Raw genomic sequence first — 15,078 nt, 5'->3', positions numbered from 1 at the left:
CTGCGGAGAAAGACCCCCCTCTGTCACTTCGTGACATCTCCCCCACAAGGGGGGAGATTGGTAGCCCGCGGGGCGCACTTGGCACAGACGCACATCGAATCTGCAGACGCGGCGGCCTATTATTTTGCAAATTGGGAGCGGCAAACTCCTAACAATCTCCCCCCTTGTGGGGGAGATGTCGCGAAAGCGACAGAGGGGGGTATTTCACACCCCATAGCCCAATGACCAAATTCACCCCCACCACCACCGTCCCCGAAACCGCCCGCCGCAACGGCCTGGTCCGCTCGGGCTCTCGCATCGTCCCCGAGGAAGTGCCGATCGCATTTTCCTATGGCGGCACGTCACATGCGGTGATGATGGGTACACCCGCCGATATCGAGGATTTCGCCGTCGGCTTCAGCCTCACCGAGGGCATCATCACCGATATAAGTGAGATCGCCGCGATCGAGCCGATCGAAGACGCGCAGGGGATCGATGTGCAGATCGCTCTGGTCGACGATGTGGCCGACGCGCTGCGGCTGCGCCGCCGCCATATGGCAGGTCCGGTCGGCTGTGGCCTCTGCGGCATCGAATCGATCGAGCAGGCGGTGCGTAAGGTACTGGATGTCTCGAACGTTGCTTTAAAGCTGACGCAAAAGGACGTCGTCCGCGCGGTCGCGCTGCTTAACGATGCGCAGCCGCTGCATCGCGAAACGCATGCTGTGCATGGTGCCGGCTTCTATATCCCGTCCGAGGGGCTGCTTGCCGTGCGCGAGGATGTCGGAAGGCACAATGCGCTCGACAAGCTCTGCGGTGCCGTGATCCGTTCCGGCCATAAGGGCTCGGAAGGGGTAGTCGCCGTCACCAGCCGCCTGTCCGTCGAGATGGTGCAGAAGGCGGCGATATTGGGCAGTTCCGTGCTGGTTGCCATCTCCGCGCCGACGGCGCTCGCCATTCGCACGGCCGAGGAGGCCGGCATGACGCTGGTGGCGCTGGTGCGCGGCGACGATTTCGAGATTTTCACCCATCCGCATCGCATCATCACGGGGAGCATCGCCGATGTCGCCTGAGGAAACGCCGCACGGCAAGACCGAAACCAAGCTCATCTATATGGCGAACCAGATCGCCACCTTCTTCAAGACGCAGCCGGCAAACGAAGCCGCGCAGGGTGTTGCCACCCACATCAACAAATTCTGGGAGCCGCGCATGCGGCGCCAGCTTTTCACGATCATCGATCAAGGAGACAGCGGGCTCAGCCCTTTGGTGCTGGAAGCAGCCTCGCTGATCCACAGGCCCGCGCCGGCCGAGGATGTTAAGTCGGCTTAATACTGGCATTTATAGTGCATTGGGATGGAGAGCGGAGGCTCCAGCCACAAATACGATTGCTGTCGAGTGAATCGGTGCCGGTCTTCGAAACAAGGAGGAGTTGTTCATGACGGCTGCGGATACGAATATTTCCCGAGGAACGGCGACGGCGGGCCTGCTCGATCGTGAGCGCATCATTGCCAGGCCCGGCTTCAACCGGTGGCTCGTGCCGCCGGCGGCATTGGCGATCCATCTCTGCATCGGCATGGCCTATGGCTTCAGCGTGTTCTGGCTGCCGCTCTCCAAGGCGCTCGGCACTCCGACTCCAGCTTCGGCCGAGTGCGCCAGCCCCAATCTTCTGACCGCCCTGTTCACGACGAGCTGCGATTGGCGCGTCAGCGATCTCGGCTGGATCTATACGCTCTTCTTCGTGTTGCTCGGCTCTTCCGCGGCCATATGGGGCGGGTGGCTCGAGAAAGCGGGGCCGCGCAAGGCCGGCGTGGTCGCTGCCTGCTGCTGGTGCGGCGGTATCCTGATTGCGGCGATCGGCGTGATCTTCCATCAGCTCTGGATCATGTGGATAGGCGCCGGCGTCATTGGCGGTATCGGGCTTGGGCTCGGCTATATCTCGCCTGTGTCGACGCTGATCAAATGGTTTCCCGACCGGCGCGGCATGGCGACCGGCATGGCCATCATGGGCTTCGGCGGAGGCGCGATGATCGGCGCGCCGCTTGCGAGCCTGCTGATGAACCACTTTCGCACGGACGGCTCCGCCGGTGTCTGGCAGACCTTCATCGTCATGGCAGCGATCTATTTCGTTTTCATGATGGGCGGTGCCTTCGGCTATCGTCTGCCGCCGGCCGGCTGGCGTCCTGAGGGCTGGACGGCCCCTGCCGCCAAGAGCTCGATGATCACGACAAAGCATGTGCATCTTCGCAATGCCCACAAAACCCCGCAATTCTGGCTGATCTGGGCGGTATTGTGTCTCAACGTCTCGGCCGGTATCGGCGTTATCGGCATGGCCTCCCCGATGCTGCAGGAAATCTTCGGCGGCGCCTTGATCGGCCTGCCGGACCTGAAATTCGCCGATCTCAGCAAGGACCAGATCGCGGCAGTGGCGGCCATCGCTGCCGGCTTTGCCGGGTTGCTGTCGCTCTTCAATATCGGCGGACGCTTCTTCTGGGCATCGCTGTCCGACAAGATCGGTCGCAAGAATACCTACTATTGCTTCTTCGTGATCGGCATCGCGCTCTATGTCCTGGCTCCTTGGGCGGCAGGCATTCATAGCAAGGTGCTGTTCGTGGGCGCGCTTTGCATCATCCTGTCGATGTATGGCGGCGGTTTCGCTACCGTTCCCGCCTATCTCGCCGACATCTTCGGCACGCAATTCGTTGGCGCCATCCATGGGCGGCTGCTGACGGCCTGGGCGACGGCGGGGATCATCGGGCCTGTCGTGGTCAATTACATCCGTGAGGCGCAGAAGGCGGCGGGCGTGGAAGGCGCACAGCTCTACACCTTCACCATGTATATTCTTGCGGTCATGCTGGCTCTGGGCTTGATCGCCAATTCGCTGGTCAAGCCGCTCTCGGACAAATGGTTCATGTCGGATGAAGAGGTCGCGGCACTGCAGGCGAAGACCGCTGCTGCCAATGCGGGTCCCACTGGCTCTTTTGGCATCGGCACGGGCGGTTTCGATGGCAAGGCACTGATCGCCTGGGCGCTCGTCGGCATTCCGCTCCTCTGGGGTGTCTGGGTGACGATCAAAAGCACCTACGCATTGTTCGGCTAAACGATCTTCCCGAAAATGACGAAGCCGCCCCGAAAGGCCGGAGCGGCTTCTTAAAAAATCGACCTGCGAAGTTAAGCGGCGAGCTCGTCCGTTTCGTTTTCCTTGAACATCTTGGCGAGGTTCAGGAAGCAGATCATGCCATTCTCTGTGGCGATGATGCCTTCGCAATAGGCGCGATCGAAGGAGGCGGTCACTTCCGGAACCGGCTGTACCTGGCTGGAAGCGATCGTCAGGATATCGGAGACGCGGTCGACCAGCATGCCGATGACCATGCTATGCACTTCGGCGACGACAATGGCGCTGCGCTCGTTGGCGACCGTGCTCTGCATGCCGAGCTTGTAGGCAAGGTCGATGATCGGGATCACCGAGCCGCGCAGGTTCATGACGCCGATGACATCGGCCGGCGCATGCGGGATCGGCGTCGACGGCGCCCACCCGCGAATTTCGCGGATTGTGGTGGTTTTGACGCAGAATTCCTGATCATGCAGCCGGAAGGCAATGATCTCCAGAGTTTCGCCGCTGAAGCTGGTGGAATTGATCGTGGCCATGAACGCTCTTCCCATTGAACCGTCACGCCCAATTCGACGTGTTATTGGCACGATAGAGCAAGAACATTGCTTAAACCTAAATCTATACAAGCAGTTTCGACTGGATAGTCTTACGCGGTATGATGTCGGGAAAGGGGTAGCCCCGGAAAGGAATGGAGCCCTTTTAAGCAGCTCGTGTCGGGCGATCGAAGATGCGCCGGCCGAAGAGGCTTGCCGCCATTTCCACGAGAACACGGGCGCTCTTGCCGCGATCGTCGAGGAAGGGGTTCAGCTCGACGAGATCAAGCGATGAGACGAGGTTGCTGTCGGAGAGCATTTCCATGATCAGATGCGCTTCGCGATAGGTCGCGCCGCCCGGCACGGTGGTTCCGACACCCGGTGCGATATCCGGATCGAGGAAATCGACATCGAAGCTGACATGCAGCAGGCCGTTGGCTTCGCTAACGGTATCGAGCACCTTGCGCATGATGGCGGCGACACCCTGCTCGTCGAGGGAGCGCATGTCGAAGACGTTGACGCCGTGTTCGCGGATTTCCTCGCGCTCGCGCGGATCGACGGAGCGGATGCCGACCTGGAAGACCTTCGTCGGATCGACCAGCGGCCGCCCGGCCGGCAGAACGCCGTCGATCTCAGCTTCGCCGCAGAAGAATGCAACGGGCATGCCGTGAATATTGCCTGAGGGCGAGGTGGCGGGGGAATTGAAATCGGAGTGAGCGTCGAGCCAGAGCACGAAGAGGGGGCGACCAACTTCCGCCGCGTGGCGGGCCATACCGGAGACGCTGCCCATGGAGAGGCTGTGGTCGCCGCCCAGGATCAGCGGGAAGCCGCCGGACGATGCGACATCATAGACCTTTGCTTCCAGTGCGCGCGTGAAGGCGCCGACGATCTTCAGATTGTGAGCGTGGGGATGGTCGGGAAGGTCCGCTGCTGGAACAGGATGCAGGTCGCCGCTATCCGTGACGCGATGGCCAAGTTCGGTCAGTGTGGTTTCGATGCCGGCGATGCGGAGCGCCGTCGGACCCATGCCGGCGCCGCGGCGACCGGATCCTTCTTCCAGGGGAACGCCGATCAGGGTAACGGGAGTGGATTGCGTATTCATCGGCATTGCTCCGAGGGTTAGAGCGATCCCGGAAAAGCCAGCAGCGGCTTTCCGGAACGGGGTAAAAACAACGGCATGGATCAGATCGAGGCCATGAAGAGCCGACCGATCCGCATTATGTTGGCTTGCATTATCAATTGTCTGGATGACAGCAAAAAGATGGAAAATTGTCCAGAATCAACCGGCTTTCGACAGATTGATCAATCCAATTGCGCAGAATGATAAGCCAGCGGACAATCTTCATGCGAGCTTGCGCTGCGCAACAATGCGCACATCTCCGTTTTCTCTTGCCGCGGCGAGGTGCTCGGCAAACCACTCGACGATAGCCTGTTCTCGCGGAAGAGGTGTTCCTCAATATTCATGCTCGTAGACGACGCCCGCTTCCCCGGCGCCGTCAGATCCCGCCGCGCCGCGCAGCTTCACGCCGCGACCCACATTGAAATTGATGATGGCCTTGGTGTTGTTTGAGGCGCCCTGCTGCAGCTCGATGTAGGTGCGCTTGTTGATATACTTGCCGGCGCCAACCTGTGCCTGGCCGTTCGCATCCGTCGAGATATCGAGATCATCGACGCCGAGATGGCTGCGCAACCCCTCGAACAGCGACGTGGAGCGTCCACCGGCGAGCTGGCTGGCGGCATCGGCGAGCTGGGCGATCTGCATGGCGGAAAGTTTCGACATGGATTGACCGAAGATCAGCTGCGCCAGAACTTCGTCCTGCGGCAGAGCCGGCGATGAGGAGAAGCCGATCTGCGGGTCGGTCGCCAGGCCGGTGACATCGACCGTTATGGTGGTGGAGCCTGCCGTCGACGTCGCTTCCATGTTGAGCGCTGGCGTCAGGTCGCCGCCGAAGGTGATCTTGCTGGTATCGGTGAAATCCAGCCGGCGGCTCAAGATGGTCAGACGTCCACGCCGCATGGTGAAGCCGCCGGATACCAAGGGTTCGGCTGCCGTGCCGCGAACCGCGATGTTGCCGCCGAGTTCGGCATCGATGCCGCGGCCGCGAACGAAGATCTGTGAGGGGGCATCGAGCTGCAGATCGATGCCGAGAGTCGTCGATTTGCTGCGCGGCGCCTCCGGCTTCTGATCCTTGAACTGAGCCTTGACCGCAGCCGGAGCATTCTTGTGCTTGATGTTGATCTCCGACAGCGATGCCGGCAGCTTTTGCGGCACGGTAATGGACGCCTTGCTGAGCCGGAGATTGCCCGTCAGCATCGGCGCGGTCATCAGCGGTCCTTTGATGCCGAGCGTGCCGTTGACCGTCGCGGTGACGAGGGTTCCGTCGACATAGGTCGCGTTGTTGAACTTCATCTGGATATCGGCAGGGAAACCGCTATCCGGAGCAATGCCGACCGTGCCGCTGCCGGAAACGCTGCCGCCGCTGGTGAGGTTGCCGCTCAGCCGCGAAATGACCGCCTGCCTGCCGTCGAGCGTAACAGCGACTGCAAGGCCGTTGAGCGTCAGGTTTCGCCGTACATCGACCAGCTTGGCGCTGTCGGTGGTGATCGAGCCTGATATGGCGGGTGCCGCCGTCGTGCCGCCGATCTGCATGTCGATCTTCGCCGTACCCGTCATGACCAGGCCCTGGGCGGCCAGCTGGCCGGCAAGTGCGTCGAAAGGCACATTGCCGGAAAACTTCAGCGCCATCGCCTTGTTGCCGGCAATGGCGACGGTGCCGCCGCCATTCAGCGCCAAGCCGCTCTGGCCCGTCAGGTTGGTGTTGATGGTGACGACATTGTCGACGAATTTTCCGTCGGCCTTGATGCCGAGTGCGGCGAGGCCGGCGGATTTCGTCTGGCTCGTCGCCGCTCCCGACCAGTTGGTCTGGAAGATGACGGCGGGCGAGGCGGCCTTGCCGGTGACCGCCACCGTGCCCGAGATGACGCCCTCCGCCGCAAGCGTTGGCGCAAAGACATTGGCAAGGCTCGCCGGCAGGTTGGCGATTTTTGCATTGATGTTCAGGGCCTGCCCGGCGGTGCCATCAACGGTTACCGAACCGCCACCGGTCTGAAGGGTCAGGCCGTTCAGCGAAGCGATGCCATCCCTGATGACGATCTTTGTTGGCGATGCGAGCTTCACCGGTATCGTGCGCGGTGCGCCGGCGAAGGAATCGAGGTTGACCGTTGTTTGGCCGCCAGCCGTCTCGACACTGCCGCGTGTCGTCAGCGGCGCGTTGTCATAGGCCGATTTCAGATCGAAATCCGTGCGGCTGCCCTGCTGAGTGAAGGTCAGATTAAGATCGGCGATGCGGTTGGCGCCCGAGGCGATCGCATCGGCGCGGATGCTGCCATTGGCGGAGAAGGCCTTGAGATCGTCGACGGCAAGCGCCACGGCGGGCTTGCTGATGACGAGATCGTCGCGGCGGATACCATTGCCATTGGCGTTGACCTTCAGGCCGGTCTTGCCGTTGGCGCTGGTGATATCGAGTGAGCCCTTGAGGTCGCCTTCGGCCTTCTGCCCGGCAAGTGCGGCAAGCAGGCCGAGATCCGGCAAGTCGAAGGTCAGTGCACCCGTCGGCTCGAAGCTCGGCGACAAATCCAGCTTGCCCTGCAGCTTGTTGGTGCCGATTTCGGCTGCCAGCGACGGGATGCTTGTGCGGCCATCCTTGGAAACGGCGTCGGCAGTGATACGGATGGGCTTGCCGTCGATTGCGCCGCTTGCTTGAACCTTTGCTTGCGGAGCTTTGGGGTCGGCGGTACCGGTCACGCCGATATCGAGCGTATCGAGCAGCCGTCCCGCCAATTTGACGTTGACGGCCTTGATGGTCGCGTCGATATCAAGCGCAGAGAGCGGACCCTTGGCCTTGAGACCGATATCGGCCTGTCCCTGCGCATTCGGGACGAGCTTGGAAAGGTCGAGCACCTTGCCGGATAGATCCGATGTCAGCGATTGGTCGTTGAGCGCGACATTGCCATTGATCTCGGCGACATTGGATTTCACCGCAAGATTGGAGAGCGTCATCTTGGTCGGCACAGTGCCGGCGACCTGGCCCTCCAGGGAGATTGTGCCTTCGAACTTGTTGGATACGCCGTCGGGCAGCACGCCTGGCAGGGCAAAGAGCTTGAAATTGCCCGTCAGCGCCTTTGACGACAGCGTATATTTGCCGTTGACGGTGCCGCCGATGCTGGCGCTTTCCAATGTCGTATTGTTGAAGCCGATCGTATCGGGCGAGAGCTGAAGCGGCGCGGTCAGGGCAATCGGCGCGCGGATGAGGCGGTTGAGGTCGGGGCCTGCGAAAGCCGTCTGGCCGACAACCAGACGAAGCTGCAGCGGGCCGGACATAGCGGTGAGATTGAAGGCATCGCTTCGGGCACTGAGATTGATCTGTCCGATGTTGCCTTGCGGGGCGCTGGCGCTGTCGAGAGCAGCTTTCGCATCGATCTTTACCGATTGCGCCGCACCCGTCAGCGCGATGTCGACCCGCGAGATCAGGGCGCGGGCCTCGCCGTTTTCCATCGGCCAGCGGAAGTCGACAGGACCGGAAGTGCCGATCAGATTGGCATTGAGGCTGTTGTTGCCTGCGGGATCCAGCGTGCCCGATGCGGCAAGCACGGCGCTGCCGGTGGCGAGGTTGCCGGTCTGGATATCGATCTTGCCCTTGCCGTCGAAGGCTGCTGAAAGATCGATTGTCGTCTGGCCGGCAAAGAGCGCACGCAGGGTCGGCGGCAGGAGCGAATCGACATCGCCGCCGCCCTTGACGTCGATATGATGCAGGCCGTCGGCCGAGAGGCTGTGGTGGCCGGTGATGGCGACTGTCGGCTTACCGTCGAGTGCCGCCTGCAGCTTGCCAGCCCAGTTGGAGAGGGGGCCGTCGCCGGAAAGGTCGATGTTGACGGCGGGTCCGCCCGGCAGGTGCAGCAGCCCGGCCAGCATGCCGTCGCGGGGCTCGGAGATCTGCGTCTTCAGCTTCAGCTGATTGTCGGCCGGAGCAAAGGCGATATCGGCGGAAAGCTTGGCATCGGGCACATCGTGCCTGAAGGCATTGAGTGTCAGATCCATACTGCTGCTGTTTGCCTTGACGCTGCCGTCGGCGGCCAGAACGAAATCCTGTCCCGCGACAGCCTGTCCGATGCGAAGATCAGGCAGGGCGATGGCGCCGATATCGACGGCGATGGGCAGGGAGAAGCCGGCGCCGCCCGTCGACTGCGTTTCTGGCGCGGGTGCGACCGTCGATACCGGCAGCCGTTCGAAATCAACGACATCGGATGCGACGCGATCGGCATGGAAGGTGCCGGTCAGCAAGGATAGCGGAGACCAGTCGATGGCAAGGTTCTGCACCTTGGCATAGGGGCCTTTCGTGTCGGACACAGTGATCGAACCGACCCTCAGATTGCCGTTCAACAGTCCCGAGGGCGCGGCGATCGCGATGGTGCGATCCGGCGTCGAGGCGATCTTTGCCACCTGATCGACGGCGTAGCCGGTTGCGGAGGGTACCAGGCCGACGACGAGCACAGCCGCGATCACGAGCAAGAGGATTGCCACGACCGCATAGGCGATCCAGCGCACCAGTTTCCCGAGGATTCGAATCAATATGCTCATGAAAGCGACAGTAACCTCAACTTTGTAACCGTGTGCTGAAAGGCCCGCGACAACTATACAGTCTGTCAGAAGGCCTGGCCGATGCCGGCATAGATGCCATAAGATGTGCCATTGTCATATTTCTTCAACGGCACGGCAACATCGAGCCTGATCGGGCCGAAGGGCGTAGCGTAGCGCAAGCCCACGCCGGCACCAATGCGCAGGTCGGACCCGTCGGGCAAGACACTGTCGGTGACGCTGCCCATATCGACGAAGGGTACGACACCGATCGTATCGGTGATCTTCACCCGCGCTTCGAAGGAGGCGGTCACGTAGGAGCGCCCGCCGGTTTCGTCACCGTGCGAGTTATAGGGCGAGATTTCCTGATAGCTGTAACCGCGCACCGAGCCGCCGCCACCGGCATAGAAACGCCGGGTGGCAGGAATGTCCTCAATGCTGTTCGCACCCAGCAGCGAGCCCGCAGCCAGCTTGCCGGCGAAGACCACGTTGTTGTTGGCGCCTATGCCCTTGTAGCCGGTTATCGAGCCCTCGAAGGAGCTGAAAACCGTGCCGCCCATTGCCTCATAGCTCGGCTTGGCGCTGATGGAGGCGCGAAAGCCTTCCGTGGGGTCCAGCTTGTTGTCACGCGTGTCCCGGACGTATTCGAGCGGGATTGCCACCGTCAGGTAATTATGTTTTCCGAAAGCATCGGTGGTATCGGATTCATAGGACACCTCGCCGCCGGCGGATACCGTATCCTGATCGTTGATTTCATAGGCGAGACCGCCGCTCGCCGTGACGGTATTGGCGTCGTAGGCGTCCGGATGCAGGCTTTGCATCTTGAGGCCGGCCGTGAAGGTCGCGGAAGGATAGAAGGTAGCTGGCCTGACATAGGTGATGCCGGCGGTGTAGTCGAGTTGACCGACATCCGTGGTCTCGCCGATGCGCGATACCGACCCTTCGATGCGCAGCGAATCCGCGCGCCCGGTCAGATTGCGGTGCCCCCAATAGCCCTGCAGGCCGAAGCCGTCGATGGTGGAATATTGTGCGCCGACACCGAAGAAGCGCTGCTTGCCTTCCGACACCTCGATGGTCGTCGGGATGCTGCCATCCGGCGCCAGCTTGTCGGCCTCGCGGATGGTGACGCTGGAAAAGACGCCGAGCTTTCTCAGGCGATCCGACGCCTTCTTCAACTCGTCGGGCGAGTAGGGCTTGCCTTCGTTGATGCGGGCATAGCGCTTGATGAAATCCGGATCGACCGACTTCTGGCCAGTGACGCCGACATTGCCGAAGGGAGCGACAGGGCCGCTTTCGACCTTCAGCGATACGTCGACGGTATTGGTCGAATGATCGGCGACGACATCGCGCTTGTCGAGCTTGGCGAGCGGGTGACCCTCGTTCTTGAAGTCGGCGACCATCTTATCGCCCGCCTTCAGAATGGTCAGCGAGCCGGCATCGCCGCCGCGCACGAGGCCATAATTGGCCGGATCCAGCCTGGCGGCGTCGCCGAGCAGGTTGATCTTCCCAAGTTTGAAGACCGGGCCGGGATCCACGCTGATCGTGACGACAACGGGCTTGGCGCGGCTGAAGGTCGGTGTCGGCGGCAAGGCATCGAGGGCGGTGCCGTTGATGGTGATGGTGACCACGCCGCCATAGCGGGCCTTCTCGTACAGTGTGGCTATCAGGCGATCTCGATCGTCACGGGCCTTCACGACGACGCCGAGGTCGCCGGAGACCGGCTTGTCCTTGTCGGAAATCAGCATCGAGCTGTCGTTCAACGCTTCCTTCAGATCCTTGTCGAGATTGTCGGCCTGGAAATCGACCGTGTAGCGGACGGGATCGGACACCTGATCCGCCGTTTCGTCTTCGCCCCAGAGCTTGATGCCGAAGAGCTTGAATGCAAAGGCATTTTGGGCGCACACTGGACCGAGCGCCAGCACTGCCGCAACCGCTGCCACGGTTCCTGCCTGCCGATACGCAATACTCTTTTTCGGTTCAGTTCTTTTATGCATACGCCGCTTTACGGTTACATGAGAACTTACTCAGTTTGACGTTTCCCGGGAGTTAACGCGCGGCCACCATAGAGGCAAAAGTCCCTCAGGTGTACCGTTTTGGAGTCAAAAACGGGGAAAAGATAACCTCTTGCGGGTGAAAAGCCCGCGTTTCAAGGCGGGATTCCACATATCCGGGCCGGTTGAAGAATGGCACATCGGAGTTGTCCTTGCGGGCGCCGGTCTGGCTGCTGTGCGGACGTCAAACCCTCTGTCGCCCGAATAAAAAAATCCCGGGCTGTAGCCCGGGACCTTCGAAATGCGATGAAAAATCGATCAATAGCCGCCGTAGCCGCCGCCATAACCACCGCGATAGCCGCCGCGCGGGCAATCGTCGATGTAGCGACGACCGTAGCGATCACGATAGTAGCACTGGCCGGGCTGTTCCCGGACGCTGCCGATGACTGCACCGGAAAGGCCGCCAATTGCGGCACCAACAGCTGCGCCGCGAACGTTACCGGTCACGGCTCCGCCGATGATCGCGCCGCCTGCCGCGCCAATGCCTGCGCCCTGTTCGGTCGGCGTGCAGCTTGCGATAGACAAGCCGACCAATGCGAGCATAAGAACTTTCTTCATTTACTCTCTCCAACGTTAGTTAAGCCGAACCTCGGCCAACGTCGTCCCCATTCTTCAGCTCCACCACGATGGGCTGTCTTTACAGTCCTGCAACAACAGAAAATATCGTGCAAAATATGATTGTCTATTGGTACGTCGTAGTTTTTTTCATGCTGAACAAAGGCGGTCTCGCGTCTGGAGAGTAAAACCGTCCGCAAAGAGCAGAAAATCCGCTCCCTCTCTAAAGTAGAGGTTGATTGGATTGCGAAAAAGTCAAATGATGCTCCTTGCCTCTGGAGGAGAGGCGAGGAGGAAAATATGGCAAAAGTGACTTTGACGGTGAACGGCCGTTCGGTCAGCGGCGAGTGCGAGGATCGCACGCTGCTTGTCCATTTCATCAGGGAAAAACTCGGCCTGACCGGAACCCATGTCGGCTGCGATACCAGCCAGTGCGGTGCCTGTGTCATCCATATGGATGGCAAGTCGGTGAAGAGCTGTTCGATCCTGGCCGTTCAGGCTTCCGGCTCCAAGATCACAACCATCGAGGGTCTCGCCGCCAATGGCGAGCTGCATCCGGTTCAGGCCGCCTTCAAGGAGCATCATGGCCTGCAATGCGGCTTCTGCACGCCGGGCATGGTGATGGCATCGGTCGACATGATCAACCGCCATGGCGGCAAGCTGGACGAGAAGACGGTGCGCAGCGAGCTCGAAGGCAATATCTGTCGATGCACCGGCTATCACAACATCGTCAAGGCGGTGCTTTCAGCCAATGCCGCAATGAACGCCGCCCAGCAGGCGGCTGAATAAATTCCACCGAGATCGTCTGGCTAAACGCCTGGACTGTGATCTTGGCGGATTGCCGGGCCCGGAACCCCAATGGAGGATGTGATGGGCGTTGAAGGCATTGGTGCGCGCGTGGCGCGCAAGGAAGACAAGCGATTTCTGACGGGCAAGGGGCGCTACACCGACGACATGGTGACGCCGGGAATGAAATATGCCTATTTCGTTCGCAGCCCGCATGCACATGCGAAGATCAAGAGCATCGATGCGTCGGCGGCTCTTTCCATGCCAGGCGTGATCGGGGTACTTGATGGCAAGCAATTGCTTGATGATGGCATCGGCAATCTGATCTGCGGCTGGATGATCCATTCCCGCGACGGCTCGCCGATGAAGATGGGCGCCTGGCGGCCGCTGGCGGTCGATACCGTGCGCTATGTCGGTGATGCCGTCGCGATCGTCGTTGCCGACAGTCTTGGCGAGGCACGCGATGCGGCTGAAGCCGTAGCGGTCGATTATGAGGAGCTGCCTGCCGTCGTCGAGGCGGTTGACGCGCTGAAAGCCGGCGCACCGCAGATCCATCCGGAGGCGGCAAACAACCTGATTTTCGACTGGGAGCTTGGCGACGCGGCAGCGACCGACAAGGCAATCGCCGAGGCAGCCCATGTCACGGAAATCGAGATCTACAACAACAGGCTTTCGCCGAATGCCATGGAGCCGCGCGCCACGCTCGGCATCTACGATGCGGCCGAGGACCATTATACCTGCTACACCACAAGCCAGAACCCGCATGTGGCCCGGCTCGTCATGAGCGCCTTCTATAATGTCGCGCCGGAAAACAAGCTGCGCGTCATCGCGCCGGATGTCGGGGGCGGCTTCGGCTCGAAGATCTATATCTATCCGGAAGAGATCGTCTGTCTCTGGGCGTCGAAGAAGACCGGCGTGCCTGTGAAATGGACGGCCGACCGCACGGAAGCCTTCCTCACCGATGCGCATGGCCGCGACCATGTTTCCAAGGTCAAGATGGCCTTCGATGCGCAAAATCGCATGACTGCCCTGAAGGTCGACACGATCGCCAATCTCGGCGCCTATATGTCGCTCTTTTCCTCGGCGGTGCCGACCTATCTCTATGCGACGCTGCTGTCGGGGCAATATGCCATTCCGGCGATCCACGCCAATGTCCGCACGGTTTATACCAATACCGTGCCCGTCGATGCCTATCGCGGGGCAGGGCGGCCGGAGGCGACCTATCTGCTGGAGCGCACGGTGGAAACGGCGGCGCGCGAACTCGGCGTCTCGCCGGCGGAACTCCGGCGGATCAACTTCATACGCTCGTTCCCCTACCAGACGCCCGTGATCATGAATTATGACGCCGGCGATTATGAGGCTTCGCTCAATGCGGCCATGCAGCAGGCTGATTGGGCCGGCTTTCCGGCCCGCAAGGCGGAAGCCGCCCGTCGCGGCATGAAGCGCGGCATCGGCATGAGCTGCTACATCGAAGCTTGCGGCATCGCGCCCTCGCAGGCGGTGGGATCGCTCGGGGCAGGCGTCGGCCTCTGGGAATCGGCCGAGGTGCGGGTCAATGCGGTCGGAACCATCGAGGTGCTCACCGGATCGCACAGCCATGGGCAGGGGCATGAGACGACGTTTGCGCAATTGGTCGCCGATCGCCTCGGTGTGCCGATCGATAGCGTCTCCATCGTCCATGGCGATACCGACAAGGTGCAGATGGGCATGGGTACCTATGGTTCCCGCTCGGGCGCCGTCGGCATGTCCGCCGTCGTCAAGGCGCTCGACAAGGTGGAGGCGAAGGCAAAGAAGATCGCCGCTCACCTGATGGAGGCCGACGAAAGCGATATCGTCATCGAGAACGGCGAGTTGAAGGTCGCGGGCACCGACAAGACGCTGCCCTGGTTCCAGGTGGCGCTCGCCTCCTATACCGCGCACAATCTGCCCGCCGGCATGGAGCCGGGCCTCAAGGAAACCGCCTTTTACGATCCGGCGAACTTCACCTTCCCGGCAGGCTGCTACATCTGCGAGGTCGAGGTGGACCCGGAAACGGGCAAGACGGAGATCGTGCAGTTCGTCGCGGCCGACGACTTCGGCAATATCATCAATCCGATGATCGTCGAGGGACAGGTGCATGGCGGCATCGCGCAGGGCATCGGCCAGGCGCTGCTCGAGGGCGTGCATTATGACGAGAGCGGCCAGCTGCTGACCGCGAGCTTCATGGACTACACCATGCCGCGCGCCGATGATCTGCCGTCCTTCCAGCTTTCGCATCAGAACACGCCGTGTCCGAACAATCCCCTAGGGATCAAGGGATGCGGCGAGGCGGGCGCCATCGGCTCGCCGCCGGCGCTGATCAACGCCATTACCGATGCCATCGGCAACAACAGGCTGAACATGCCGGCGACCCCGCTCAAGGTGTGGGAAGCGGCGCAGGCCACGGCCTGAAAC

Annotated in this window: 10 protein-coding genes; 5 read left to right on the top strand and 5 right to left on the bottom strand. The window is 61.3% G+C overall.

The features are described from left to right. The first annotated feature begins 221 nt into the window (after positions 1–221). From fdhD to AC13RE_RS20325, 3 genes are all read left to right on the top strand, one after another. A complete protein-coding gene (gene fdhD / locus AC13RE_RS20335; protein WP_488564262.1) occupies positions 222–1,049 on the top strand; it encodes a formate dehydrogenase accessory sulfurtransferase FdhD in 828 nt (275 codons plus the stop codon). Next, the gene (locus tag AC13RE_RS20330) at positions 1,039–1,305 is read left to right on the top strand and encodes a formate dehydrogenase subunit delta (RefSeq protein WP_488486080.1); all 267 of its coding nucleotides are present in this window, start codon (positions 1,039–1,041) and stop codon (positions 1,303–1,305) included. The genes fdhD and AC13RE_RS20330 overlap by 11 nt, the downstream gene beginning before the upstream one ends. A 106-nt stretch (positions 1,306–1,411) precedes the next feature. Continuing rightward, positions 1,412–3,073 (top strand): OFA family MFS transporter, encoded by a 1,662-nt coding sequence (locus AC13RE_RS20325; protein ID WP_488564261.1) that lies wholly within the window; start codon positions 1,412–1,414, stop codon positions 3,071–3,073. Positions 3,074–3,144: 71 nt separating this feature from the next. Here the strand turns inward: AC13RE_RS20325 and AC13RE_RS20320 are convergent, their stop codons facing one another. The 5 genes from AC13RE_RS20320 to AC13RE_RS20300 all read right to left on the bottom strand — a co-directional run bounded on the left by AC13RE_RS20320 (position 3,145) and on the right by AC13RE_RS20300 (position 11,862). Further along, a complete protein-coding gene (locus AC13RE_RS20320; protein WP_106999223.1) occupies positions 3,145–3,621 on the bottom strand; it encodes a chemotaxis protein CheW in 477 nt (158 codons plus the stop codon). A 163-nt stretch (positions 3,622–3,784) separates the two neighbouring features. Then, on the bottom strand, positions 3,785–4,720 hold the full coding sequence (rocF, locus tag AC13RE_RS20315) for an arginase (RefSeq protein ID WP_488486078.1): 936 nt from the start codon (positions 4,718–4,720) through the stop codon (positions 3,785–3,787). A 351-nt stretch (positions 4,721–5,071) separates the two neighbouring features. Beyond that, the gene (locus AC13RE_RS20310) at positions 5,072–9,256 is read right to left on the bottom strand and encodes a translocation/assembly module TamB domain-containing protein (RefSeq protein ID WP_488564260.1); all 4,185 of its coding nucleotides are present in this window, start codon (positions 9,254–9,256) and stop codon (positions 5,072–5,074) included. Between the two features lie 65 nt (positions 9,257–9,321). Beyond that, entirely contained in the window at positions 9,322–11,247 is a 1,926-nt protein-coding gene (locus AC13RE_RS20305; RefSeq protein ID WP_488564259.1) for an autotransporter assembly complex protein TamA, read from the bottom strand. A 315-nt stretch (positions 11,248–11,562) separates the two neighbouring features. Continuing rightward, positions 11,563–11,862: a YMGG-like glycine zipper-containing protein gene (locus AC13RE_RS20300; protein WP_112336410.1), complete on the bottom strand. Its 300-nt coding sequence runs from the start codon at positions 11,860–11,862 to the stop codon at positions 11,563–11,565. A gap of 297 nt (positions 11,863–12,159) precedes the next feature. Between AC13RE_RS20300 and AC13RE_RS20295 the strand changes: the two genes are divergently transcribed. Continuing rightward, entirely contained in the window at positions 12,160–12,648 is a 489-nt protein-coding gene (locus tag AC13RE_RS20295) for a (2Fe-2S)-binding protein (RefSeq protein WP_112336411.1), read from the top strand. A gap of 81 nt (positions 12,649–12,729) precedes the next feature. After that, positions 12,730–15,075, top strand: coding sequence for a xanthine dehydrogenase family protein molybdopterin-binding subunit (locus AC13RE_RS20290; protein WP_488564258.1), 2,346 nt, complete (start codon positions 12,730–12,732; stop codon positions 15,073–15,075). Positions 15,076–15,078: the final 3 nt, after the last annotated feature.

The organism is Martinezella sp. CNPSo 3959 (assembly GCF_057784355.1).
This window is presented reverse-complemented; position numbering and strand designations above follow the sequence as displayed.

Excerpts from the sequence above, each read along its gene's own strand:
- rocF (WP_488486078.1), bottom strand. The coding sequence starts at position 4,720 with ATGAATACGCAATCCACTCCCGTTACCCTGATCGGCGTTCCCCTGGAA.
- AC13RE_RS20320 (WP_106999223.1), bottom strand. The coding sequence starts at position 3,621 with ATGGCCACGATCAATTCCACCAGCTTCAGCGGCGAAACTCTGGAGATC.
- AC13RE_RS20325 (WP_488564261.1), top strand. The coding sequence starts at position 1,412 with ATGACGGCTGCGGATACGAATATTTCCCGAGGAACGGCGACGGCGGGC.
- AC13RE_RS20295 (WP_112336411.1), top strand. The coding sequence starts at position 12,160 with ATGGCAAAAGTGACTTTGACGGTGAACGGCCGTTCGGTCAGCGGCGAG.
- AC13RE_RS20310 (WP_488564260.1), bottom strand. The coding sequence starts at position 9,256 with ATGAGCATATTGATTCGAATCCTCGGGAAACTGGTGCGCTGGATCGCC.
- AC13RE_RS20300 (WP_112336410.1), bottom strand. The coding sequence starts at position 11,862 with ATGAAGAAAGTTCTTATGCTCGCATTGGTCGGCTTGTCTATCGCAAGC.
- AC13RE_RS20330 (WP_488486080.1), top strand. The coding sequence starts at position 1,039 with ATGTCGCCTGAGGAAACGCCGCACGGCAAGACCGAAACCAAGCTCATC.
- AC13RE_RS20290 (WP_488564258.1), top strand. The coding sequence starts at position 12,730 with ATGGGCGTTGAAGGCATTGGTGCGCGCGTGGCGCGCAAGGAAGACAAG.
- AC13RE_RS20305 (WP_488564259.1), bottom strand. The coding sequence starts at position 11,247 with ATGCATAAAAGAACTGAACCGAAAAAGAGTATTGCGTATCGGCAGGCA.
- fdhD (WP_488564262.1), top strand. The coding sequence starts at position 222 with ATGACCAAATTCACCCCCACCACCACCGTCCCCGAAACCGCCCGCCGC.